Origin of the sequence: Vibrio sp. Vb2131 (assembly GCF_033338535.1) — a bacterium.
Classification (GTDB): Bacteria; Pseudomonadota; Gammaproteobacteria; order Enterobacterales; family Vibrionaceae; genus Vibrio; species Vibrio alginolyticus.
Map to the genome: position 1 here is coordinate 1 of NZ_JAWOSW010000013.1, position 23,268 is coordinate 23,268.

The window sequence follows — 23,268 nt, forward strand, 5'->3', positions numbered from 1 at the left end:
AGTTCTTTTAGTTGTTGATTTCATAACACTCTCCAATTTTGGGGGTGGAAAGTGTCAACCTTATTTAGGACGGCACAGGATATAGATACAAAGCCCTCGATTCGTCGAGGGCTTTTTCTATTGCTGGCCAGAACACTTATTTGTTTTTTATACCAATCACTGCACAACCTATAATTACTGGTGCACAAAGCTTTTCTCCCTATCGCCCCCATACCTAATCGACATTGCTCGTGCTTGTTCTTACACCGATTGACCCACTCCCCAAAATGCATTGGCTCCAAAGCAGCACGGTCCCTGTTCAATTTATCGGCATTATTTACGTTTTAGCTAAACTTTTTTGCTAGGAAATACGTAAAAACTACTGCAATGCACAAACTCATTGACTGCTAAGGAATATATATGAAGGATTTCATCAATACATCACTGATAAAGTTTGGTTTAGCTGCGTTTCTGATTAGTTTTTCTTCATTCAGCTTTTCCGCCCCGAGTATTAAAGGCGTCGATCAAGATATGTCCGGAGGAACGGTGACCGCTGAAATGGCTCATGCTGATGACAATGGGTGGATGGTTGTCCACCGAACAGACGAATCAATGAAGCCTGGTCCTGTTATCGGCTACGCTCCGTTAAAAATGGGAAAGAATGAAAACGTAAATGCAATTTTGATGGAACCAGTAGAATCAGGCGATATGCTGATGTTAATGGTCCACGGAGAGAAAGGTGGCATGAAGACTGGTGTGTTTGAGTATACGCTCGGCGCTAAAGAGGACGGTCCTGTAAAAGTGGACGGAAAGCTAGTGATGGACATCGTACGCGCTAAGTAAGGTGACGATGAATGAAAAAGTAAACTCCTACTCCCGGTATTTAGATGACACAAAAGTACTTAACGGCATTGCTAACCGTTAAGTACTTTTTCATTTGCGATGGAAGCAGCAAACTAGCCAATCCTTTCTCTTCCATGAGGAGTATTTAGGTCTAAATCAGGCCCTTTTGGTACAACTTGCGTCGGATTAATCCCAGTGTGGCTGAAGTAGTAGTGGCGTTTAATGTGATAGAAATCCGTCGTGTCTTCGACGCCTTCAACTTGATACAACTCTTTTAAGTAGCCTTGTATATTTTCGTAGTCTGCGATGCGCTGCTTGTTACACTTGAAATGCCCCACATACACCGCATCAAAACGAATAAGAGTCGTAAACAAACGCCAATCCGCCTCAGTAATTGTGTTCCCTGCTAAGTAACGATGCGTCGCTAGGTGAGCATCGATTTTATCTAACGCATTAAACAAAGAATCAAACGCTTCTTCATACGCCTCTTGTGTAGTCGCGAAGCCACAACGATACACTCCGTTGTTGACATTCGGATAAACAAAATCGTTCCACTCATCAATAACGTGTTTTAGATGTTCTGGATAGTAGTCGTCGTGATTCCCTGTTAACGCATTGAATTCCGAATTGAACATGCGAATGATCTCTGACGACTCGTTTGACACAATAGTATTGGTCTTTTTATCCCAAAGTACAGGCACGGTTACGCGGCCCGTGTAATCGGGTTTGGCCTGCGTGTAAATTTGATACATACGCGTGTGACCAAACAATGGTTCAGGAAGCCCCATTTGCCAACCTTGGCTGAGCATATCAGGGCAAACGACCGTGACATCAATATGTGGTTCTAAACCTTTCAGCTTGCGGAAAATGAGGGTTCGATGTGCCCAAGGACAAGCAAGAGAGACATACAAATGGTATCGACCGGACTCTGGTGTAAATTCCGCATCAGGGTCGTTTTTAACCCAGTTACGGAATCCGGCATCTTCGCGCACAAATTTGCCACCATTTGATTTTGTGTCATACCAGACATCTTGCCAAACACCTTCAACCAACTTACCCATGATTGCTCTCCTCTCGTTCTGTTTGTGTCTATATTAGCGTTTCCTATCAAACAGAGAATCATCGAACTTAGGACATCATGTTCAAGAAATTCGAATGTATAAATCAGACACATAAAAAAAGCGCGACCCGATGAAGGTGTCGCGCTTAAGCCCGTCACAGGCTGAATTTATACACTAACGTGTAAACAAGATACCGCGTGAACGTCATTACCTAAAATGGTTGGCTTCGTCTTCGCACACTCTTCGGTTGCTTGTGGGCAACGAGTGCGGAATACACAACCCGACGGTGGGTTGATAGGTGAAGGAAGATCACCCTCTAGCATTTGGATTTTCTTATTGCGCTCAATATCCGGGTCCGGGATCGGAACCGCAGACATCAGCGCACGCGTATATGGGTGCTTAGGATCAGCAAACAGAGCCTCGGCCTCGCCAAGTTCCACGGCATTACCTAAATACATAACTAAAACGCGATCTGAAATGTGTTTAACGACAGACAAGTCATGCGCAATGAATACCAGAGAAAGCCCTAACTCTTTTTGAATCTCTTTAAGTAGGTTAACCACCTGAGCTTGAATAGATACATCAAGCGCCGATACTGGCTCGTCACAAATGATCATCTTAGGCTTAAGGATAAGCGCACGCGCTATCCCGATACGCTGACACTGACCACCCGAGAACTCGTGTGGGTAACGGTTAATCACGTTAGGTAATAGGCCAACTTTCGCCATCATCTCTTTAACGCGATCTTTCACTTCCTGCTTAGACAGTTCTGGATAGAATGTCTCAAGAGGTTCAGCAATGATATCACCAACAGTCATACGCGGATTCAGCGATGCCAATGGGTCTTGGAAAATCATCTGAATTTCTTTACGCGTCTCACGGCGCTGAACGCTTTTCATTTTAGTAAGGTCTTGACCCAACCAAACTACTTGGCCGTCAGTAGCTTCAACCAGACCAATGATGGCACGAGCAAACGTCGATTTACCACAACCTGATTCACCTACTACACCAAGCGTTTCCCCTTCGTATAGTCGAACGTTCACGCCATCTACCGCTTTCAGGCTCGAAGGCTTTGACCACGGCCATGCCGACTTTGAGGCAATGCTGAAGTGAACTTTCAGCTCAGAAATGTCCAGAATTAGTTTTTTGTCTACTGCGTTCATTTGTTCCAAGCCTCCCATTCAGAAAAACATGCACGCTGACGACCATCACCAAATGGTGTCAGAATTGGCGCCTCGCGCTTACAACGATCCATCACACGGTGACAGCGCTCTTGATAAGGGCAGCCCGGCGGTAGACGAAGCAAGTTTGGTGGATTACCAGGAATGGTCGGCAGAATTTCACCCTCAGTATCGAGGCGAGGAATCGCCTTCAGCAGCCCCTCCGCATAAGGATGGCTTGGATTGTAGAAAATTTCGTTTACGTTGCCGTACTCCATAGTACGGCCTGCATACATCACCAGCACCTTGTCACACGAACCTGCAACCACACCAAGGTCGTGCGTGATCATGATGATCGCTGTGTTGAACTCAGATTTCAGCTCATTCAACAAGTCCATGATCTGTGCTTGTACCGTCACATCAAGTGCTGTTGTTGGCTCATCGGCAATAAGCAGTTTAGGACGACATAACAACGCCATCGCGATCATTACACGCTGACGCATACCGCCTGAAAACTCATGCGGGTACATCGTGATACGCTTACGCGCTTCAGGGATTTTTACCGCTTCCAGCATGCGTACTGATTCTTCAAATGCTTCCGCTTTGCCCATGCCTTTGTGCAGCATAAGCACTTCCATCAACTGATCACTCACTTTCATGTAAGGGTTCAGTGATGTCATTGGGTCTTGGAAGATCATTGCGATCTGTTCCGCACGCACTTTGTTCAGTTCTTTTTCTGGTAAGTTTAGGATTTCTTTGCCTTCAAACTTTGCGCTACCAGAAATAATACCGTTCTTAGCCAAAAGGCCCATGATTGCGAATACGGTTTGAGATTTACCTGATCCCGACTCTCCAACGATACCTAAGGTTTCGCCTTGGTTGAGAGAGAAGTTCAAATCGTTTACTGCGGTTACGATACCATCTTGCGTGGTGAATTCGACGCGCAGATCTTTGACATCTAATAAGCTCATCATTGCTTCCTTAATCTTATCTTTTAATTATCTGTCTTTTGGATCCAGCGCATCGCGCAGGCCGTCACCAACGTAGTTGAAGCAGAATAGCGTCACAACCATGAACACTGCTGGGAATGCCAGCTGCCAGATTGCTACTTCCATTGTCTGTGCACCTTCTTGTAGAAGAGCGCCCCAACTTGTCATTGGTTCCTGAACACCAAGACCAAGGAATGATAGGAATGATTCCGTTAGAATCATACTTGGGATAAGCAGCGTAGAGTATACCGCTACAATACCCAGTACGTTCGGTACGATATGACGAGTAATGATTTTCCAGTTGCTTACACCACACACATGTGCCGCTTCGATAAACTCCTTGCTACGTAGACTAAGAGTCTGACCACGTACGATACGCGCCATATCTAGCCATGCGATAGCACCAATCGCAACGAAGATCAGCATGATGTTACGACCGAAGAATGTTACCAGTACAATCACCAGGAACATAAACGGTACCGCGTATAAAATTTCTAGAATACGCATCATTACGCGGTCAACTTTACCGCCGATGAAACCAGATGCTGCGCCGTAGAGCGTACCAATCAGTACCGCTACAAATGCACCCATAACACCTACCATCAACGAAATACGACCTCCAATTAGCGTACGCACGTATAAATCACGGCCTAAGCTGTCAGTACCAAACCAATGGTCAGCATTCGGTGCAACGTGCATCGCGTACCAGTCAGTATCATCAAATGTGTACGGTGCGATCATTGGCAGGATAATAACCGCCAAGGTCATTAGAACAAGAAGGAATAAGCTCACCATCGCCGCTTTGTTGCGCATGAAACGGATACGAGCATCTTGCCAAAGACTGCGACCTTCAATCTCCAAGTTTTCGGAGAATTTCTCAATCGCTTCTAGGTTTTCTTTTTTCGTTAACATAACCAAACGTCCCTGTTAGTAGCGAATTTTCGGGTCAATCATTGCAAGTAAAATATCTACAATCGCGTTGAATAGAATGAATAGGAAACCAATCAGAATGGTTACCCCCATTACTAGCGAGTAGTCACGGTTAAACGCAGCGTTAACGAATAGTTTACCAATACCAGGCAGACCAAAAATGGTTTCGATAACAACGGAACCGGTGATGATACCTACGAAAGCTGGGCCCATGTAAGAAACAACAGGGAGAAGTGCCGGCTTAAGAGCGTGTTTGATAATGATATAACGGTAACTTAGACCTTTAGCACGTGCCGTACGAATAAAGTTACTGTTTAGGGTTTCGATCATCGAACCACGCGTGATACGAGCAAAGGTAGCAACATACAGTAGCGACATACCAATAACAGGAAGCACTAAATACTGCCAGCTACCATCTTGCCAACCGCCCGCAGGGAAGATATTCCAATGAAGCGAGAATATGTAGATAAGCGCAGGCGCTAATACAAAGGATGGCATTACGACACCAAGCATCGCAGTCGACATAATGGTGTAATCAATCCAAGTATTTTGCTTGAGCGCAGCAATGGTACCGACGGTAACCCCCATTATCAAAGTAAAGATAAAAGCGATGAAGCCCACTTTAGCCGAAACAGGTAAGGCAACCGCGATCAGCTCGTTTACTGAGTAATCAAGGTATTTAAATGACGGTCCGAAATCACCTTGGATAACATTGGTCAAATACGTGGTGTATTGTTCAAATACAGGTTTATCCAAGCCATATTTAGCTTCGATGTTTGCCATTACTTCGGGTGGCAATGGACGCTCTGTCGAGAAAGGGTTTCCCGGTGCAAAGCGCATAAGAAAGAAAGATACGGTGATCAAAACCAACATTGTTGGGATCGCCTCAAATATCCTTTTTGCGATGAATTTAAGCATAAACTCACTCTTTCAGTCTGTGACAGTTAAATTAAAGAAGTCGTCCAATTCTTTTGGACTAAAGATAGGCGCTACATGCAATTTCTCACATGTAGGGCCTCATTTTTATAGTTCTATCGAGTTACGAATTACTCTGTGATGTAGAGATCTTTAGAGTAAATCTTGTCTTCCGCGTTATTTACTGGGAAGCCACCAACTTTCGGTGATAGTAGACGTGATTTCACGTACTGGTAGATAGGTGCGATTGGCATATCTTTTGCCATCAACTTCTCTGCTTCTAGGTAAAGTGCTTGGCGCTCTTCGTCAGAAGTTGAAGCAAATGCTTTGTTCATGATCGCATCGTACTCTTTGCTGTCGTAGTGAATACCACCAGTAGTGTTATTACTCATCATCAGCGTTAGGAAAGATGAAGCTTCGTTGTAGTCGCCACACCAACCTGCACGAGCAACCTCAAAGTTGCCAGAATCTTTGGTAGATAGATAAGTTTTCCACTCTTGGTTTTCTAGCGTAACGTCTAGACCAAGTGTCTTCTTCCACATTGAACCCAGTGCAACCGCAAGTTTCTTGTGGTTCTCTGATGTATTGTATAGAAGGTTAAATTCAAGAGGGTTGTCTGCGCCGTAACCCGCTTCTTCCAATAGACGCGCAGCTTCTGCGTTACGCTCTTCTTGCGTCATTTTGCCGTATGCAGGAATTTCTGGGTTGAAACCTGCCGTAATTTCAGGTGTTAGGAAGTAAGCTGGCTTTTGACCTTGACCTAAAATCGCATCGGTCACAATGTTACGGTCAATCGCATAAGAAATCGCTTTACGCACACGAACATCATCAAACGGCTTTTTCTTCGTATTGAAGATGTAGTAGTAAGTACATAAGTTACCGGTTACAGACACTTCTTGTGGGTGCTCTTTCTTCAGACGCTTGAAGTGCTCTGTAGGCAGCTCGTTCGTGAAGTCGATTTCACCCGCTAGGAAGCGGTTCATTTCCGCTACTTGGTTCTCGATTGGTAGGAAAGTAACTTGGTCAAGCGTCGTGTTTTCGTTGTCCCAGTACTGTTCGTTACGTTTTAGAACCAAACGCTCGTTTACAACCCAGTTGTCAACAACATAAGCACCGTTACCTACAAAGTTCTCTGGCTTCGTCCATTGATCGCCGAACTTTTCAACAGTTGCTTGATGAACAGGTTTCACTGTCGTGTGGCCCATCATCATTACAAAATATGGTACTGCAGTATCTAACTCAACCACTAACGTGTGATCGTCAACCGCTTTAACACCTAACTCGCTCTTATCTTTTTTACCCGCAACAATGTCTTTTGCGTTCTTCATCTTGGTGTATTCCATGTACCAAGCATATGGAGAGGCGGTTGCTGGATCGACTGCACGTTGGAAGCTGTAAACGAAATCACCTGCAGTGACAGGATCACCGTTTGACCATTTTGCGTCTTCACGTAAGTGGAAAGTGTATGTTTTGTTGTCTTCAGTTTCCCAAGATTCTGCAACACCAGGGATAGTGTTACCGTCCGCATCTTGGTTTACAAGGCCTTCAAGAAGATCGCGAATCACGTGGGATTCTGGAACACCTTGAGATTTATGAGGGTCTATTGTCGCAACTTCTGTACCGTTACCACGCACCAATTCTTGAACAGCAGCAAGTTTTGGCTCTTTAGAATCAGATTTAGCTTCAGGGGCTGGAGCCGGAGCAGGCTCAGCAGCTTGTTTCTCCGCAGGCTTTTCACCACAACCAGCTAGAGCGAGAGAAAGACCAGCACCAATAAATAAAGCGCGCGTGATTTTATTCTTATACATGCGTAAAACTCCAAATTTTTTCGTTAGCATCCATGACTTCTTTGTAAGGGCCTGGAACGGTCAGAGTTTTAGATTTTTTTAGTGCACTTTCTGAGCACAAAAGTCTAAAACCTTACAAAGACTGCGGCACACATTAGCAATCATTGAAGTAATTTGCCATAAAAATGTAGCAAAAAAACCAATAATGCTGACTAAACCACACATATCTAGCAGTAAACTCTAACCCCAAAGCATTCACCAGCCAAATAAAGACCAGAAGCGACATTTAACAGGCGAAACTTTCGATTAATCTGAGTTTAAACCATTTACTAGCATCTTATGCTAGATATTTACACATCATTTAACATTTATGACAAATCAAGTCTAACAAATAATTGTTTATATATTGGGCAAAAAACTTTTATTGTGAAGAATATCACCAGACAAAAGATAGGAAATATTGAAACAAAGTGAGCAATACAATGAAGATAAATACAAAAAAAGCTAAGTACCATTAGCACTTAGCTTTTTTCACTAGAATGCGGGTTAGTTCTATTTTTCCCAACGCTGTGCAGCTTGATGATCGGTGTCGCGCGACTCAATCCAACGATCTTCATTCGTCGTACGCTCTTTTTTCCAAAATGGTGCTTGGGTTTTCAGATAATCCATGATGAACTCGCACGCATCAAATGCCGCGCCGCGGTGCGCACTGGAAACGCCCACAAATACAATTTGATCACCGCTATCCATGTCTCCGACACGATGAATCACGCGTACACCTAATAGTGGCCAGCGAGACTCAGCTTGATCGCAAATGTCGCTCAAGCTCTTCTCTGTCATCCCCGGATAGTGCTCTAGATGTAAACCAATGACATTATCCCCAAGGTTCATATCTCGAACTTTACCAACGAATGTAACGACAGCGCCGGCAGCCGTCCCTTCAGATAGACGTTGATATTCTTGCTCAACCGAAAAGTCTTCAATTTGTACAGAAACACGAGAATCCATCTTAACCCCCAGTTACCGGCGGGAAAAACGCAACTTCGTCACCTGCTTTTACTTGTGTATCCAGAGGGACGATGGATTGGTTCACTGCAGCAAGTAGCTTTCCTGGCTCGAGCGCTAAATCCCACTTGCCATCTTTCTCAGTGCCTTCTTCCACTAGATGTGCACGAATTGATTCAACCGTTTCAAACGGCCCGTCTAACTCGACACTGTCGATGCCAATCAGCTCTCGAGTTTGAGCAAAGAAAAGTACTTTAATCATGATTCCACCTTAAAGTGACCAGATTTACCACCCGTTTTCTCTAATAGACGAACTTGACCAATGACGATGTCTTTTTGTACTGCTTTACACATATCGTAAATCGTTAGAGCAGCAACGGAAGCTGCCGTGAGCGCTTCCATTTCCACACCAGTTTTACCCGCAAGTTTACATACTGATTCGATGCGAACTTTGTTTTCTGCTTCGATAGCTTCCAGTTGAACTTCAACTTTAGAAAGTAGTAGCGGATGACAAAGTGGAATCAAATCCCAGGTTTTCTTCGCAGCTTGAATACCAGCAATACGAGCCGTCGCAAATACATCACCTTTGTGGTGCTGGCCAGAGACAATCAGTTGAAGTGTTTCTGGGGCCATGTGAACAAATGCTTCAGCACGAGCTTCACGAACCGTCTCCGTTTTTGCTGACACGTCAACCATGTTTGCTTCGCCAGAAGCATTGATATGTGTAAATTGGGTCATTGTTTTTCCTTCGCTTTTAGGAAAGGTTATACAGATAGGTGTGGCATGAAGTTACAAGGGCGATGAGTTGCATCCAGCTGCTGTTTAATAATTTTTGTCCAGCCTGTGCGACACGCACCAGTTGAACCTGGCATTGCGAAGATCACGGTGTGGTTAGCAAAACCAGCAATCGCACGAGACTGAATCGTAGACGTACCGATCTCTTCGTACGACACCATACGGAACAACTCACCAAAACCTTCAACTTCTTTATCAAATAGAGGCTTAAGTGCTTCTGGCGTGCTATCACGTGAGGTGAAACCTGTACCGCCAGTAATCATGATCGCTTGTACGCTTTCATCAGCAATCCATTGAGAAACAATCGCGCGGATCTTGTACATGTCATCAATAACAATTTGCTTGTCTACTACGTTGTGACCCGCTTCTTGAGCATGCTCAGCTAGGTAACGACCAGAGGTATCGTTTTCTTCAGTACGAGTGTCAGATACCGTTAGAACGGCAATATTTGCAGGTTGGAATTTGCTTTCAGCGTGACCCATTTGTTCACCTATTCTCTTAATTAGCTTTGATACGCTTGGTATCGATTCGGAAAAAGTTAGAGCCAGCTTATCAGTGAGCTCGCTCTAAAAATTGAATGAAGTTAGCCGCCGATAGACGCGAGGTGTGGCGTCATACCAGTATTGCCATCATGCAAGAAATGGCTTACCGACTTGGTTTGTAACTGCGCCTGGATACGTTCAATAAGCTCACTCTCTTGCTCATCACGTTCCAAAAGATCACGCAATTCTACACCGTGGTCTCCAAACAGACATAGGTGCAGCTTACCCATCGCAGAAACGCGCAGTCGGTTGCAGCTTTCACAAAAGTCTTTTTCATAAGGCATGATAAGACCTATTTCACCCTTGTAATCAGGATGAACAAATACTTGCGCAGGACCATCATTATGCGAGCGCACTTTCAACAACCAACCATTTGCAATTAGCTGGTTACGAATTGCCACTCCGGATACATGGTGCTTATTAAATAGCTCATCCATCTCACCCGTTTGCATCAACTCAATGAAACGCAGTTGGATTGGACGATCTTTTATCCAGTCAAGAAACGCTGGCAGCTCGTGATGGTTCAGATCTTTCATCAACACCACATTAACTTTTACTTGCTCATAACCGACCTCGAACGCACGTTCGATACCATTCATGACTTCAGTAAACTTATTTTCACCTGTGATTTGATGAAACATACGCGGGTCAAGGCTATCCACACTGACATTAATGTGGGTTAAACCCGCTTCACGCCAGTCTGCGACTTGTTTTGCCATGCGGTAGCCATTGGTTGTCGTTGCAACTTTTTGAATGCCAGGCGTCGCCGCTACTGAATGGATAATGTCGGTAAAATCTTTGCGTAAGCTAGGCTCACCACCAGTGATGCGCACTTTTGACGTGCCACAATCAGCGAATGCTTTTACGACCCGTTTGATTTCAGGGAGAGATAAAAAAGACGAGTTTTTATTGCCCGAAGGCTTATAGCCATCAGGAAGGCAATAGGTACATTTGAAATTACATACGTCGGTCACAGACAGACGCAAGTAATAAAACTTACGATGAAATTTGTCTTCGAATTGTTGCGCCACGGAACACCTTTCCAAACACGGGAGGCATGGCCATTTCCAATCATGCCCTTGTGACAGTATGCCACTGGCTCAAAACGCCTATCCAAGGACTTAGCAATAGTGAGCTCGGAGTTATGGCAACCAGAGATATGAAATCTCTGATAGCTTTGCGGTGTAAAATACTTAATATTTGTAATGGAATCCAGACTTGAGTGATAAAAAACTCTCTAGAGACACAATTTACCGCTAAGTGAGTACCTTTAAGACACTCCTTAAGATAAATTGTAGCCGTTTTTTATTAGATTATTAGAAGAACATAATGAATATCTACACAGATAAAAAAGTGGTCGCTGTTGGCGGTGGTCATGGCTTAGGTCGAATGCTGGCCGCATTACGAGATTTTGGCAGCAATGCAACTGGGATTGTTGCCACGACTGACAATGGTGGTTCAACAGGAAGAATTCGTCACTGCCAAGGAGGAATCGCTTGGGGAGACACACGTAACTGTATTAATCAGCTCATTACAGAGCCTTCGATCAGTTCTATGATGTTTGAATATCGCTTCAAAGGCACTGGCGAACTTGATGGTCATAATCTTGGTAATTTGATGCTTACTGCACTCGATAACTTATCGGTCAGACCTTTAGATGCCATTAATCTGATTCGCAATATGTTAAAAGTCGACGTTAACATCCTTCCTATGTCCGAACACCCTTCGGATCTTTCCGCGTTATCCGTAGATGGGAAGTGGGTTACGGGAGAAACAAATGTCGACGAAATGAAAGCAGACTTGCGACGTTTGGATCTTTCACCAGAAGTGCCTGCTACCAAAGAAGCCATCACAGCTTTGGCGGAAGCGGACGCGATTATTCTTGGCCCTGGCAGTTTTTTAACTAGTATCATGCCTCCTTTATTGCTGCCTGAACTCGGCAAAGCGATTGCAGCAAACACAAAAGCAAAAGTCATTTTTGTTGCTAACCTGAGTCCAGAATACGGCCCAGCGGGACGAATGACGATGGCTCAAAAATTAGAATGGTGTGAACGTGCCTGTCAAGGAAGAAAAATAGACGTGGTTCTAGCAGAGAAAACCGAGCAAGACGTCTTAAGTCAATGGAATGTAGTGACGGAGTCACTTGCCTCCTCTAACCGAGACTGGCGTCACGATAGAAACAAGCTCAAACTAGCGATTGAAAGTCAGCTACAACTTTCTATTTAAGAGCACGTTACCTGACTAGCGCCCTCTTTTAAGTTGTTTATTGATAATGAAAACCCTTCTGTCATCGAAGGGTTTTAGTTCAGGCATCCAGTAAGAACAGATGTTTACTAAGAAAAATGGTTAATAGGAATAAATAGCTACTGTCGCCAAGAGCGATAAGCATCTCGAGTTTCGTGCAAAAGATCGAACATAACCTCTAACACCTCAGACTCAGCAGTTAACTCACCGGCTTTCGCTTTTTTGTCTATGGACATCGCCAGTTCACAAAGGCGATCTGCCCCAAAGCTCGCAGCACTACTTTTCAGCGCGTGGCTGATTTCTTTTGAGTAAGCTAATCGCTCTGCCCCCTGTAGTTGGGATAAGTTCTCGATATAGGTATCCATTTCTCCTAGGAAGATATCGAACAGTACAGGTACGTTGTCACTGCCAATTTCCATCGACAGTTCATCTATTTTTTGCTGATTTAATACATTTACACTCATACTTTTTGCCGCTCTTCCTTGCCGTTCCATGCCTGTAACTTGCGGTAAATCGTCGACGGACTGACATCAAGGTATCCCGCCGCTCGAGGAATATTGCCATCACATGCTTCAATCGCTTGCTCGATTGCCATTTTTTCCGTCATCCATAATGGCATAATCTCAGATGCGGTCATCGCTTTCGGCTCAATTAATTTAGCCACAGACGACGGACGGTCAAGCGGTTGATTCAACGGTGGCGGTAACATGTCCAACGTAATCTCTTTACCGTTGTTTAGAACAACGATATTGCGTAGCACGTTTTGTAACTGACGAACGTTACCCGGCCACTCATAGCTGTTGAATCGCTCGATGACATCAGGCGCAAAACGTATGAAGCTTTTTCCTTCTTCGTGTGACATGTAACCTAGCAGTGAGTATGCAATTTCAATAACATCTTCGCCTCGTTCGCGTAAAGGCGGTAAATGCAAAGGAATGACATACAAACGATAGTACAAATCTTCACGGAATCGGCCTTCTTGTACCTCTTTCCAGGGATCACGGTTAGTGGCACAAACAAAGCGCACATCCACGCTCTTCATTTTTGAGGAACCCACTTTTTGGAATGTGCCCGTTTGAATAAATCGTAGCAACTTGGTTTGTAAATCCAAGTCCATCTCACAAAGCTCATCTAGAAAAAGTGTGCCGCCATCCGCTAACTCAGCTGCCCCTTGACGATCATTCGCAGCGCCAGTAAAGGCCCCTTTTACGTGACCAAACAGTTCACTCTCAATCAAATCTTTTGGAATTGCAGCACAGTTAATTGCAATAAAAGGTTTGTCACCACGTTTACTTGCTGCGTGAATAGCCTCGGCACATACCTCTTTACCAGTACCACTTTCACCTGTGATAAAAATACTCGCTTTACTGCTCGCCGCTGAATCTATCGTACGGTAAACCTGCTGCATGGTTTGGCTACTGCCGATAAACCCCTGATAGCTCTGATTACCTGGATTATCGGCTTCATTTTTTAGCTTGGTCGCTTTACGAATGGCATTGTTAACCGTGACACGTAAACGGTCTGCTTCACACGGTTTGATTAAAAAGTCTTGTGAGCCATGACGCATGGCCTCGACAGCGGTATCGATAGAACCGTGAGCGGTCATAAAGATTATAGGTACGTCGGGATGACTCTTTTTAACGGCATGTAAAACGTCCATCCCCGTCATATCTGGCAGACGGAGATCGAGTAAAATAAGATCTGGAATTCGATGATTTAGGCTCTCAATCGCATCCCTACCTGTGCCGACAATATTGATATCTATGCCAAGCGGTGTCAGGTATGAGCGGTACAGAGCCGCAACAGATGCGGTGTCCTCGACCATTAAAAGGTAACGAGACTTTGGGCCTTCGGGTTTTTGTTGCATAACCTAGCTATTATTTTGTTGTGTTTTAAACAATAATCGCATTACGCTTTGCATTTTGCAAATAACATTAGCTAAATTATGGGCAAAGGAAAAAATTCAAAAATAATATCAATTATTTAAAAAGTGGCACAAACCATGCTGTAACGATAGTGACCCCTCGGGTCACCTAGCCAACTGACGTTGTTAGTGAACGATATGTTCACAAAACAAGCCAATAGACCCGACTGCCTATTGGCTTCTTTTTTTTTACAAGCGACCTAAAATGCTTAGATAGCTAAATCGGTAAGTTTGTTCAACTATTTGCGATGAACTGCGCTCGTAGTTTTTCAATCTCATCACGCTTTTGTGCCGCTAACTCAAATTCTAAATCTTGCGCATGCTGATACATCGCCGCCTCCAGTCGACTGATTTCTTTTTCTAGCTGCTGAGGGGACAGTGCCTCGTAAGTTTGCGAAGGCTCCGCCACTTTCGATAATGGTACCTGTTTAGTGTTACGCTGGCGTTTAGACTTAGTGATATCGCCAAGTTCCATGATGTCTTTGATATTTCGTTTGAGCGCTTGTGGCGAAATACCCATTTCTTCGTTGTACGCTTCCTGCTTCTCGCGACGACGGTTAGTTTCATCCATCGCCTTTTTCATTGAGTTGGTGATTCGGTCAGCGTATAAAATCGCCTTACCTTCGATGTTTCGTGCAGCACGACCAATGGTCTGAATGAGTGAGCGTTCAGACCGCAAGAAGCCCTCTTTATCCGCATCCAAAATTGCAACTAACGAGACCTCTGGCATATCCAGGCCCTCTCTCAATAAGTTGATTCCCACCAGCACGTCAAATTCTCCAAGGCGAAGGTCACGGATAATTTCCACACGCTCAACAGTATCAATGTCTGAGTGTAAATAACGTACCTTAACATCATGTTCGTGAAGGTATTCGGTGAGATCTTCAGCCATTCGTTTGGTCAGTGTTGTAACCAGAACTCGCTCATCTTTAGCAGCGCGAATACGGATCTCAGACAATAGGTCGTCGACTTGGGTCGCTACTGGGCGAACTTCCAACTCAGGGTCAAGCAAGCCTGTAGGACGAACGACTTGATCCGCTACATCACCCGCCGATTTTTCTAGTTCGTAATTTCCAGGAGTAGCAGAGACGAAAATCGTTTGTGGCGCTAGTGCTTCAAACTCCTCAAACTTCAGTGGACGATTATCCAAAGCTGAAGGTAACCGGAAACCAAACTCCACCAGCGTTTCTTTACGCGAACGGTCACCTTTATACATGGCACCTATCTGCGGTACTGTCACGTGAGATTCATCGATGATCAACAAGCCATCATGAGGTAAGTAGTCAAACAGGGTTGGTGGCGGCTCACCTTCCGAGCGTCCACTGAGATAACGAGAATAGTTTTCGATACCGGAGCAAAAGCCCAACTCATTCATCATTTCGATATCGAATTGAGTGCGCTGGCTAATTCGCTGCTCTTCCAGTAGCTTGTTGTTATCTAGAAGCTGCTTTTTGCGCACTTCTAGTTCGACTTTAATATTTTCAATCGCTTTAAGAATGCGATCTCTTGGCGTGACATAGTGCGTCTTGGGATAGATGGTATAGCGCGGCAAGTCTCGTTGTTTGACCACGCCTGTCAATGGGTCGAACACACTGATGCAATCCACCTCATCGTCAAACATCTCAACGCGCACAGCGTCTTGGTCTGATTCGGCTGGGAAGATGTCAATCACTTCACCTCGAACACGGAATTGGCCACGCTCAAAAGCAACATCATTGCGTGAGTATTGGAGCTCCGCTAGGCGACGAAGCATATCACGCTGATCAATCACATCTCCACGTCGCAAATGAAGCATCATTTGTAAGTAGGATTCCGGATCACCCAAACCATAGATAGCTGAAACCGAAGCAACGATAATAGCGTCTTTCCGTTCCAATAAAGCTTTAGTGGCAGACAGTCGCATTTGCTCAATGTGGGCGTTAACCGAAGCGTCCTTTTCAATGAAAGTATCTGTTGTGGGAACATATGCTTCAGGTTGGTAGTAATCATAGTAAGAAACAAAATACTCAACCGCATTATTAGGAAAGAATGACTTCATCTCACCATATAACTGAGCAGCAAGCGTTTTGTTTGGCGCAAGTAATATTGCAGGTCGTTGGGCTTGAGCAATCACATTCGCTAGTGTGAAGGTTTTACCTGAGCCTGTGACCCCCAACAATGTTTGATGTGCTAGCCCAGCATCGAGCCCCTCAAGCAACTGATTGATCGCTCCTGGTTGATCGCCCGACGGCTGATAATCGGAGACCAATTCATAGACTTTACTCATACCCTTCCTCAATTTTACTGCGCTTTGGCTGTATATATATACACCTTAGCTAATGAAATCTACGTCTATCGAGAATTTAACCATCATTGTTAATAAATTTTCTTGTTTGTCTAGAATGCTATAGCCATACAAAAGTGACTCTGATATAGTACTTCGCCCTAGTTGAAGAGCTACACACATTCTTCACATTATAATTTCCACAACTTTTCCCCAAAAATTAGCTTAAAACTTTCTTATCCCCAAAAGATTGATTTTTATCCACTTTGAATACCTTTTGATTAAGATCGATAAATCTCTGTTTTATTTGCTTATTTTACGCATAACTCCGACTAAAAATTCATTAAATAAAAACTTAGTTGCATATCAATTTTCTTTACCCAGATCTCATCAACATACTTATCCACAAATTTAGTGGATAACTAACCTCGAGCCTTTACTGGCAAGCCATACAGAAAAGTAAAGCCCTTAACTCAATATTTTTTGCTAAAAATGTATTTTTTTACTGTTGACAGTAGTTTGAGTGCTCGGTAAGATTCTTCCCGCTTTCAAGCAAAGCAATTCCTCCTTAGCTCAGTTGGTAGAGCGACGGACTGTTAATCCGCAGGTCGCTGGTTCGAGCCCAGCAGGAGGAGCCAGATTATAGAAAAGCCGTGTCGCAAGACACGGCTTTTTTTGTATCTTAATCGCCATGAAATCTAAGCCAATCTAGGCGTCATAAAATCACACCGAAATAAGTTCAAATTACAGAACTCATAACATTGTCATAGATAGTGTTCTCACAGCACCACACATTTAATTCTGTCTCTTTTCTAGCAAAAAACAATCATAACCAATTGAATCTATTATTAATGCAATTTAATCATTGAAAAAATGAAAAGCATTCATTTTACTCATACCAAATAAATCCATACGATTAAAAGGGTTAAGAATGGTTCCGTCCTACTCGTCGCCTCCATTCTAATTATCAATAACTTAGGGATTTACTTATGACTATTCCGACAACTGACATGCTAGATGCATGGGCTGGATTTACTGCTGGTGAATGGCAAAACTCTGTCAACACTCGTGACTTCATCCAAAAAAACTATACACCCTATGAGGGAGACGAGTCTTTCTTAGCCGAGGTTAGCAAATCCACTTCAGCATTATGGAACCAAGTGCTTGAAGGCATAAAACAAGAAAGCCGCACACACGCCCCTATTGATTTTGACACAGACTTGCCCTCAACAATCACTTCCCACGATGCAGGCTACATCAACAAAGATCTGGAAAAGATCGTTGGCTTACAAACTGATCAACCGCTAAAACGTGCAATCATCGCCAATGGCGGGATTCGCATGGTCAAAAACTCTTGCGAAGTTTATGGCCGCGAGCTGGATCCAACGGTTGAAAAAATCTTCACTGAATACCGTAAAACTCACAACAAAGCGTGTTTCGACCTTTACACCAAAGAAATCCTAGCGTGTCGTAAATCCGGCATCATTACGGGTCTTCCTGATGCCTATGGCCGTGGTCGTATCATTGGTGACTATCGCCGTCTCGCCCTATACGGTATCGACTTCTTAAAAGCAGACAAAAAAGAACAATACAATTCAACACAAACGTTCTTAGAACAAGGCAACGATCTTGAGAAAACACTTCGTCTTCGCGAAGAAATAGCCGATCAAGTTCAAGCACTTGAAGACATTCGTCAAATGGGTCTGAAATACGGCATTGATATGTCGCTACCTGCAAAAACAGCACAAGAAGCGATCCAATTTACCTACTTTGGCTACCTAGCGGCGGTTAAATCGCAAAACGGCGCAGCAATGTCACTGGGCCGTACTTCGACTTTCCTAGACGTCTATCTAGAACGCGATATCGCAAACGGTTTGATTGATGAGTCACAAGCGCAAGAAATGATTGACCACTTCATCATGAAGCTACGCATGGTTCGCTTCCTACGCACACCAGAATACGATTCATTGTTCTCTGGCGACCCAATCTGGGCAACCGAAGCCATGGCTGGTATGGGCGTTGATGGCCGTACGCTAGTATCTAAAACGACATTCCGGTACTTACATACACTACATACTATGGGCCCTGCTCCTGAGCCAAACATGACGATTCTTTGGTCAGAGCAATTACCTGAAGCGTTCAAGCAATACGCTGCAAAAGTGTCGATTGATACCTCTTCGGTTCAATACGAAAACGACGATCTAATGCGTCCTGATTTCAACAATGACGACTACGCGATTGCATGTTGTGTGAGCCCGCAAATTGTTGGTCAGCACATGCAATTCTTTGGTGCACGTGCCAACCTTGCAAAAGCGCTGCTTTACACCATCAATGGTGGTATCGATGAAAAATCGAAAGCGCAAGTGGGTCCGATAGTGGACAAAGTTCAAGATGAAATTCTCGACTTTGACGCTTTGATGCCTCGTTTCGACAACATGTTGGAATGGTTAGCAACGCAATACGTCACAGCGTTGAACATCATCCATTACTCACATGACCGTTACAGCTACGAAGCGTCACTGATGGCATTGATGGATCGCGACGTGCACCGCACGATGGCGTGTGGTATTGCAGGTCTGTCTGTTGTTGCAGACTCTTTAGCAGCAATTAAATACGCAACCGTGAAACCCGTTCGTGATGAAGATGGCATCGCCGTTGATTTTAAAATCGAAGGTGATTATCCAAAATTTGGTAACAACGATGCCCGTGTTGATGACATCGCTTGTGATCTAGTTGAGCGCTTCATGAAGAAAATTCAGAAGATGCACACCTACCGCGAAGCAGTGCCAACTCAATCGATTTTAACAATCACATCTAACGTGGTTTACGGTAAAAAAACGGGTAATACACCTGATGGCCGTCGCGCAGGTATGCCTTTTGGACCGGGTGCAAACCCAATGCACGGTCGTGATGAAAAAGGGGCGGTTGCGTCTCTGGCATCGGTTTCTAAATTACCGTTTGCTTACGCTAAAGATGGTATTTCTTACACTTTCTCAATTGTGCCGAGCGCATTGGGTAAAGATGACTTGAGTCAGAAGAAGAACCTAGCTGCGCTAATGGATGGTTACTTCCATCACGAAGCAAGCAACGAGGGCATTGCGATTGAAGGTGGTCAACACCTTAACGTCAACGTTCTAGACCGAGAGATGTTATTGGATGCGGTTGAACATCCAGAGAAATACCCTCAGTTGACGATTCGAGTGTCTGGTTATGCGGTACGTTTTAACTCTCTAACGACAGAGCAACAGCAAGACGTCATCACTCGTACTTTCACGAGTAAGATATAAACACAGTCCATCAAGCACTCAGAAAGTTTAAATAATTAGCTTGTAAATATACATTGCCCGCCTCTCTTTTCTACCTGGGAGAGGCGGGCTTTTTTTAAAATCACACATTAGATGAAAATTAATAGGTAGTATCCTCTCGCTAACAATACATTCAGCAAACGATTCAATTTCTTATTGATTCATCAAAATAGATCAAATAGACGACTATTTTTCCATCGTGTATGTAAAACCACATCGTTCACTGGTTGTTATTGGTGTCACAAAACACGATAATATCAAGATCGGATTTTAAGAACGTAATAACTATGACCGAATATGTTTTGTTGTTGGTCGGCACTGTGCTGGTGAACAACTTTGTACTGGTGAAGTTTTTGGGCCTATGTCCTTTCATGGGTGTGTCCAAAAAACTGGAAACAGCAATAGGTATGGGCTTAGCGACAACTTTTGTGCTAACGCTCGCGTCAGTGTGTGCGTATTTAGTGGAAAGCTACATCCTTCGTCCACTAGGTATTGAGTACCTTCGAACCATGAGTTTTATTTTGGTGATAGCCGTTGTGGTGCAGTTCACCGAAATGGTTGTGCACAAAACCAGCCCGACGCTTTATCGCTTGCTTGGCATTTTCTTACCGCTGATCACAACAAACTGCGCAGTATTGGGCGTGGCACTTCTTAACATTAATGAAAACCATAACTTTATTGAATCGATCATCTACGGCTTCGGCGCCGCTGTTGGTTTCTCATTGGTGTTGATACTTTTTGCATCCATGCGAGAGCGCATAGCCGCCGCCGACGTTCCTGTACCTTTTAAAGGTGCATCAATAGCAATGATTACAGCAGGTTTAATGTCACTCGCCTTTATGGGCTTTACAGGTTTGGTGAAGTAAGCGATGAGTACGATTTTAATTGCGATTATCGCGTTAGCGGTTCTGGCTGCGATTTTCGGCGCGATACTTGGTTTTGCTTCTATTCGCTTTAAAGTTGAAGCGGACCCTATTGTGGATCAAATCGACGCCATTTTACCGCAAACTCAATGCGGTCAATGTGGCTACCCTGGTTGCCGCCCTTATGCTGAAGCAATTGCAAATGGCGACCACATAAACAAATGTCCCCCTGGTGGTCAGGCAACAATCGAAAAGCTCGCCGACTTAATGGGTGTTGAGCCAGAAGAATCTGCGCACGATCTCGACAGCAAAATTCCAACCGTTGCGTTTATTCATGAAGACATGTGTATTGGCTGCACTAAGTGTATTCAGGCGTGTCCGGTGGATGCAATTGTAGGCGGAACAAAGGCGGTCCATACCGTAATCAAAGATGAATGTACGGGCTGTGACTTGTGTGTTGCCCCATGTCCGACTGATTGTATTGAAATGATTCCTGTGGCAACGACCACAGAAAGCTGGAAGTGGCAACTTCACTCCATTCCGGTACTTAACATTACGGATGCTGCCGACAATGCAGCGAACGTGAAAGATTCAATTAAGTAAGGTTTCACATGTTGTCTTTGATTGAACAAATTCGTACAGGCGCGCTTTGGGATTTCCCAGGTGGTGTGCATCCGGCAGAAAATAAAAAGCAGTCCAACAAAACTGAACTCGCTCATGCGGCTATCCCGTCAGAAATTGTATTGCCGCTAAAACAGCACATTGGTAAAGCGGGTAACCTACTGGTTGCCGAAGGTGACTACGTATTAAAAGGTCAGCCATTAACGCAATCGGAGACCGGCTTTACGGTTCCAGTGCATGCTCCAACATCAGGTACGCTCACCGCGATTGAGCCACGAACTGTCGCGCACCCTTCTGGGTTAAGTGAGTTGTGCGCAGTCATCACGCCTGATTGGAAAGATGCATGGTGTGAAAGAAACCCCGTCGCAGATTACCAACAAGAAACCCCTGACGCACTGATTGATATTATTCGTCTCGCTGGTATTTCTGGTATGGGTGGCGCAGGCTTCCCTACTGCAAAAAAAATCCAATCAGGTTTTGCTCGTACCGAGATTCTTATCGTTAATGCAGCAGAGTGCGAGCCATACATCACGTCTGATGACAAGCTCATGCAAGAACATGCCGAAGAGCTTATTCAAGGTATCGAAATTGTCGAACATATCCTGACACCAAAGCTCACGATTATTGGCATTGAAGACAACAAGCCAGAAGCAATCAAAGCGCTAGAAGCTGCGGCTATAAACAAAGATATCGTTATTCGCGTTATCCCGACTAAATACCCTTCTGGCGGTGAAAAACAGCTGATCAAAATTTTAACCAATAAAGAAGTACCAAGTGGCGCGATTCCAGCCGATATTGGTATTTTGGTTCAGAATGTTGGTTCTCTTTACGCTATAAAACGCGCAGTCATCGACGGTGAACCGATGATAAAGCGCATCGTGACTCTCACTGGTAAAACCTTCAAACAACCACGCAACGTTTGGGCATTGTTAGGGACACCAGTACAAGCACTGTTGGATGAGTTTGGCTATAAAGCAGATAAGAAGTTACAGCGTTTAATTATGGGTGGGCCAATGATGGGCTTTACCCTTCCTCACTCCCAAGTGCCGATTACCAAGACAGCAAACTGTATCCTTGCTCCGACTCGTCGTGAGATCTCTCCGCACCAGTATGAGATGGAATGTATTCGCTGTAGCCAATGTGCAGAAGCGTGCCCTGCTTCGCTGCTGCCTCAACAACTGCAATGGCATGCAAAAGCTGAAGAGTATGACAAACTCGAAGAATTAAACTTAAAGGATTGTATCGAGTGCGGCGCTTGTGCGTTTGTATGTCCAAGTGAAATTCCGCTCGTACAGTACTACCGCCAAGCGAAAGCAGAAATTAGAACTAGAACACAAGAAGCGGAAGCTGCAGAGCGAGCAAAACTGCGTTTTGAAGAGAAAAAAGCGCGTATGGAACGCGAAAAAGCAGAACGTGAAAATCGCTTCAAGAAAGCTGCCGATCAACGCCGAAAAGAGATGAAGTCTTCTGGTAGCGATGATGCGATAGCAGCAGCGATCGCACGAGTGAAAGCTCAAAAGACAGAAACCACAGAAAAAGCAGAGCCAGCAGTAAAACCCGCCGTAGCGGCAGCCATTGCCAAAGCGAAGGCGAAACAAGCTGCAGCAGCTAAAGCAGGCTCTAGTGAACCTGATAACTCAGAAATGGCAAAACTGCGCGAAGAACGCAAACGTCTTGCTCGCGAACGTAAAGCGCAAAAAGAACAAGGCGAAACGCCAGACAATAACGCTGATGATAAAAAATCGGCAGTTGCGGCCGCCATCGCCCGAGCTAAAGCGAAAAAAGCACAACAAGAAGATTCAACTGAATCTGTAGAATCGGAAACGTCTGCACAGCAAGACAGCGATCCGAAGAAAGCCGCGGTTGCTGCTGCCATTGCACGTGCCAAAGCACGTAAAGCGAAGCAAGCAGACTCAACTGAAGCGGAAGAAGCTGAAGCACCTACTGAGCAAACCGACGATCCGAAAAAAGCCGCCGTGGCTGCTGCGATTGCACGTGCCAAAGCACGAAAAGCGAAGCAAGCAGACTCAACTGAAGCGGAA

General features: G+C 44.5%; 20 protein-coding genes, 1 tRNA gene and 1 riboswitch. Of the genes, 7 read left to right on the forward strand and 14 right to left on the reverse strand.

Translation table 11 applies throughout. From position 1 onward, the window contains the following. Window positions 1–399: 399 nt before the first annotated feature. Window positions 400–822 (forward strand): hypothetical protein, encoded by a 423-nt coding sequence (locus R7E38_RS14400; protein WP_005380804.1) that lies wholly within the window; start codon window positions 400–402, stop codon window positions 820–822. 113 nt (window positions 823–935) lie between these two features. Here R7E38_RS14400 and R7E38_RS14405 read toward each other — a convergent pair whose 3' ends face one another. The 11 genes from R7E38_RS14405 to moaA form a co-directional block, all read right to left on the reverse strand. Then, window positions 936–1,883 carry a glutathione S-transferase family protein gene (locus R7E38_RS14405; RefSeq protein ID WP_042523110.1) on the reverse strand — a complete coding sequence of 316 codons (948 nt, stop codon included), beginning with the start codon at window positions 1,881–1,883 and terminating at the stop codon, window positions 936–938. Window positions 1,884–2,050: 167 nt separating this feature from the next. Next, on the reverse strand, window positions 2,051–3,064 hold the full coding sequence (gene oppF, locus R7E38_RS14410; RefSeq protein WP_005387265.1) for a murein tripeptide/oligopeptide ABC transporter ATP binding protein OppF: 1,014 nt from the start codon (window positions 3,062–3,064) through the stop codon (window positions 2,051–2,053). After that, window positions 3,043–4,014: an ABC transporter ATP-binding protein gene (locus tag R7E38_RS14415; RefSeq protein ID WP_005380792.1), complete on the reverse strand. Its 972-nt coding sequence runs from the start codon at window positions 4,012–4,014 to the stop codon at window positions 3,043–3,045. Before R7E38_RS14415 ends, oppF begins: the two co-directional genes overlap by 22 nt. Before the next feature lie 27 nt (window positions 4,015–4,041). After that, complete coding sequence (gene oppC / locus R7E38_RS14420; protein WP_017633861.1) at window positions 4,042–4,944, reverse strand: oligopeptide ABC transporter permease OppC; 903 nt, start codon at window positions 4,942–4,944, stop codon at window positions 4,042–4,044. Window positions 4,945–4,959: 15 nt separating this feature from the next. Further along, window positions 4,960–5,880 (reverse strand): oligopeptide ABC transporter permease OppB, encoded by a 921-nt coding sequence (oppB, locus tag R7E38_RS14425; protein ID WP_005380786.1) that lies wholly within the window; start codon window positions 5,878–5,880, stop codon window positions 4,960–4,962. A gap of 128 nt (window positions 5,881–6,008) precedes the next feature. Further along, a complete protein-coding gene (locus R7E38_RS14430) occupies window positions 6,009–7,685 on the reverse strand; it encodes an ABC transporter substrate-binding protein (protein ID WP_017633862.1) in 1,677 nt (558 codons plus the stop codon). A 531-nt stretch (window positions 7,686–8,216) separates the two neighbouring features. Next, window positions 8,217–8,672: a molybdopterin synthase catalytic subunit MoaE gene (gene moaE, locus R7E38_RS14435; protein ID WP_005380781.1), complete on the reverse strand. Its 456-nt coding sequence runs from the start codon at window positions 8,670–8,672 to the stop codon at window positions 8,217–8,219. A 1-nt stretch (window position 8,673) separates the two neighbouring features. Further along, window positions 8,674–8,931, reverse strand: coding sequence for a molybdopterin synthase sulfur carrier subunit (gene moaD, locus R7E38_RS14440; RefSeq protein ID WP_017636051.1), 258 nt, complete (start codon window positions 8,929–8,931; stop codon window positions 8,674–8,676). Beyond that, on the reverse strand, window positions 8,928–9,407 hold the full coding sequence (moaC, locus tag R7E38_RS14445; protein ID WP_226083902.1) for a cyclic pyranopterin monophosphate synthase MoaC: 480 nt from the start codon (window positions 9,405–9,407) through the stop codon (window positions 8,928–8,930). Before moaC ends, moaD begins: the two co-directional genes overlap by 4 nt. 26 nt (window positions 9,408–9,433) lie before the next feature. Continuing rightward, window positions 9,434–9,946, reverse strand: coding sequence for a molybdenum cofactor biosynthesis protein B (gene moaB, locus R7E38_RS14450; protein ID WP_226083901.1), 513 nt, complete (start codon window positions 9,944–9,946; stop codon window positions 9,434–9,436). Between the two features lie 101 nt (window positions 9,947–10,047). Beyond that, window positions 10,048–11,037 carry a GTP 3',8-cyclase MoaA gene (moaA, locus tag R7E38_RS14455; protein WP_226083900.1) on the reverse strand — a complete coding sequence of 330 codons (990 nt, stop codon included), beginning with the start codon at window positions 11,035–11,037 and terminating at the stop codon, window positions 10,048–10,050. Then, window positions 11,026–11,160, reverse strand: a riboswitch (molybdenum cofactor riboswitch). Its footprint overlaps the gene before it by 12 nt. Before the next feature lie 175 nt (window positions 11,161–11,335). Between moaA and R7E38_RS14460 the strand changes: the two genes are divergently transcribed. Then, a complete protein-coding gene (locus tag R7E38_RS14460; protein ID WP_025767209.1) occupies window positions 11,336–12,232 on the forward strand; it encodes a YvcK family protein in 897 nt (298 codons plus the stop codon). A 137-nt stretch (window positions 12,233–12,369) separates the two neighbouring features. Here R7E38_RS14460 and luxU read toward each other — a convergent pair whose 3' ends face one another. The 3 genes from luxU to uvrB form a co-directional block, all read right to left on the reverse strand. After that, window positions 12,370–12,714, reverse strand: coding sequence for a quorum-sensing phosphorelay protein LuxU (gene luxU, locus R7E38_RS14465; RefSeq protein ID WP_005380770.1), 345 nt, complete (start codon window positions 12,712–12,714; stop codon window positions 12,370–12,372). Beyond that, window positions 12,711–14,117, reverse strand: coding sequence for a quorum-sensing sigma-54 dependent transcriptional regulator LuxO (luxO, locus tag R7E38_RS14470; protein ID WP_005380768.1), 1,407 nt, complete (start codon window positions 14,115–14,117; stop codon window positions 12,711–12,713). The genes luxU and luxO overlap by 4 nt, the downstream gene beginning before the upstream one ends. Window positions 14,118–14,409: 292 nt before the next feature. Further along, window positions 14,410–16,440 (reverse strand): excinuclease ABC subunit UvrB, encoded by a 2,031-nt coding sequence (gene uvrB, locus R7E38_RS14475; protein WP_226083899.1) that lies wholly within the window; start codon window positions 16,438–16,440, stop codon window positions 14,410–14,412. A gap of 559 nt (window positions 16,441–16,999) precedes the next feature. Between uvrB and R7E38_RS14480 the strand changes: the two genes are divergently transcribed. From R7E38_RS14480 to rsxC, 5 genes are all read left to right on the forward strand, one after another. Continuing rightward, window positions 17,000–17,075: transfer RNA gene (locus R7E38_RS14480), tRNA-Asn, on the forward strand. Window positions 17,076–17,426: 351 nt separating this feature from the next. Further along, a complete protein-coding gene (pflB, locus tag R7E38_RS14485; RefSeq protein ID WP_318081849.1) occupies window positions 17,427–19,724 on the forward strand; it encodes a formate C-acetyltransferase in 2,298 nt (765 codons plus the stop codon). Between the two features lie 305 nt (window positions 19,725–20,029). Next, the gene (gene rsxA, locus R7E38_RS14490; protein WP_005380762.1) at window positions 20,030–20,608 is read left to right on the forward strand and encodes an electron transport complex subunit RsxA; all 579 of its coding nucleotides are present in this window, start codon (window positions 20,030–20,032) and stop codon (window positions 20,606–20,608) included. 3 nt (window positions 20,609–20,611) lie between these two features. Beyond that, entirely contained in the window at window positions 20,612–21,208 is a 597-nt protein-coding gene (rsxB, locus tag R7E38_RS14495) for an electron transport complex subunit RsxB (RefSeq protein WP_005380760.1), read from the forward strand. Between the two features lie 8 nt (window positions 21,209–21,216). Continuing rightward, on the forward strand, window positions 21,217–23,268 hold a 2,052-nt coding region (gene rsxC / locus R7E38_RS14500), incomplete at its 3' end, for an electron transport complex subunit RsxC (RefSeq protein WP_226083898.1).

Excerpts from the sequence above, each read along its gene's own strand:
- R7E38_RS14400 (WP_005380804.1), top strand. The coding sequence starts at position 400 with ATGAAGGATTTCATCAATACATCACTGATAAAGTTTGGTTTAGCTGCG.
- R7E38_RS14405 (WP_042523110.1), bottom strand. The coding sequence starts at position 1,883 with ATGGGTAAGTTGGTTGAAGGTGTTTGGCAAGATGTCTGGTATGACACA.
- oppF (WP_005387265.1), bottom strand. The coding sequence starts at position 3,064 with ATGGGAGGCTTGGAACAAATGAACGCAGTAGACAAAAAACTAATTCTG.
- R7E38_RS14415 (WP_005380792.1), bottom strand. The coding sequence starts at position 4,014 with ATGAGCTTATTAGATGTCAAAGATCTGCGCGTCGAATTCACCACGCAA.
- oppC (WP_017633861.1), bottom strand. The coding sequence starts at position 4,944 with ATGTTAACGAAAAAAGAAAACCTAGAAGCGATTGAGAAATTCTCCGAA.
- oppB (WP_005380786.1), bottom strand. The coding sequence starts at position 5,880 with ATGCTTAAATTCATCGCAAAAAGGATATTTGAGGCGATCCCAACAATG.
- R7E38_RS14430 (WP_017633862.1), bottom strand. The coding sequence starts at position 7,685 with ATGTATAAGAATAAAATCACGCGCGCTTTATTTATTGGTGCTGGTCTT.
- moaE (WP_005380781.1), bottom strand. The coding sequence starts at position 8,672 with ATGGATTCTCGTGTTTCTGTACAAATTGAAGACTTTTCGGTTGAGCAA.
- moaD (WP_017636051.1), bottom strand. The coding sequence starts at position 8,931 with ATGATTAAAGTACTTTTCTTTGCTCAAACTCGAGAGCTGATTGGCATC.
- moaC (WP_226083902.1), bottom strand. The coding sequence starts at position 9,407 with ATGACCCAATTTACACATATCAATGCTTCTGGCGAAGCAAACATGGTT.
- moaB (WP_226083901.1), bottom strand. The coding sequence starts at position 9,946 with ATGGGTCACGCTGAAAGCAAATTCCAACCTGCAAATATTGCCGTTCTA.
- R7E38_RS14460 (WP_025767209.1), top strand. The coding sequence starts at position 11,336 with ATGAATATCTACACAGATAAAAAAGTGGTCGCTGTTGGCGGTGGTCAT.
- luxU (WP_005380770.1), bottom strand. The coding sequence starts at position 12,714 with ATGAGTGTAAATGTATTAAATCAGCAAAAAATAGATGAACTGTCGATG.
- luxO (WP_005380768.1), bottom strand. The coding sequence starts at position 14,117 with ATGCAACAAAAACCCGAAGGCCCAAAGTCTCGTTACCTTTTAATGGTC.
- uvrB (WP_226083899.1), bottom strand. The coding sequence starts at position 16,440 with ATGAGTAAAGTCTATGAATTGGTCTCCGATTATCAGCCGTCGGGCGAT.
- pflB (WP_318081849.1), top strand. The coding sequence starts at position 17,427 with ATGACTATTCCGACAACTGACATGCTAGATGCATGGGCTGGATTTACT.
- rsxA (WP_005380762.1), top strand. The coding sequence starts at position 20,030 with ATGACCGAATATGTTTTGTTGTTGGTCGGCACTGTGCTGGTGAACAAC.
- rsxB (WP_005380760.1), top strand. The coding sequence starts at position 20,612 with ATGAGTACGATTTTAATTGCGATTATCGCGTTAGCGGTTCTGGCTGCG.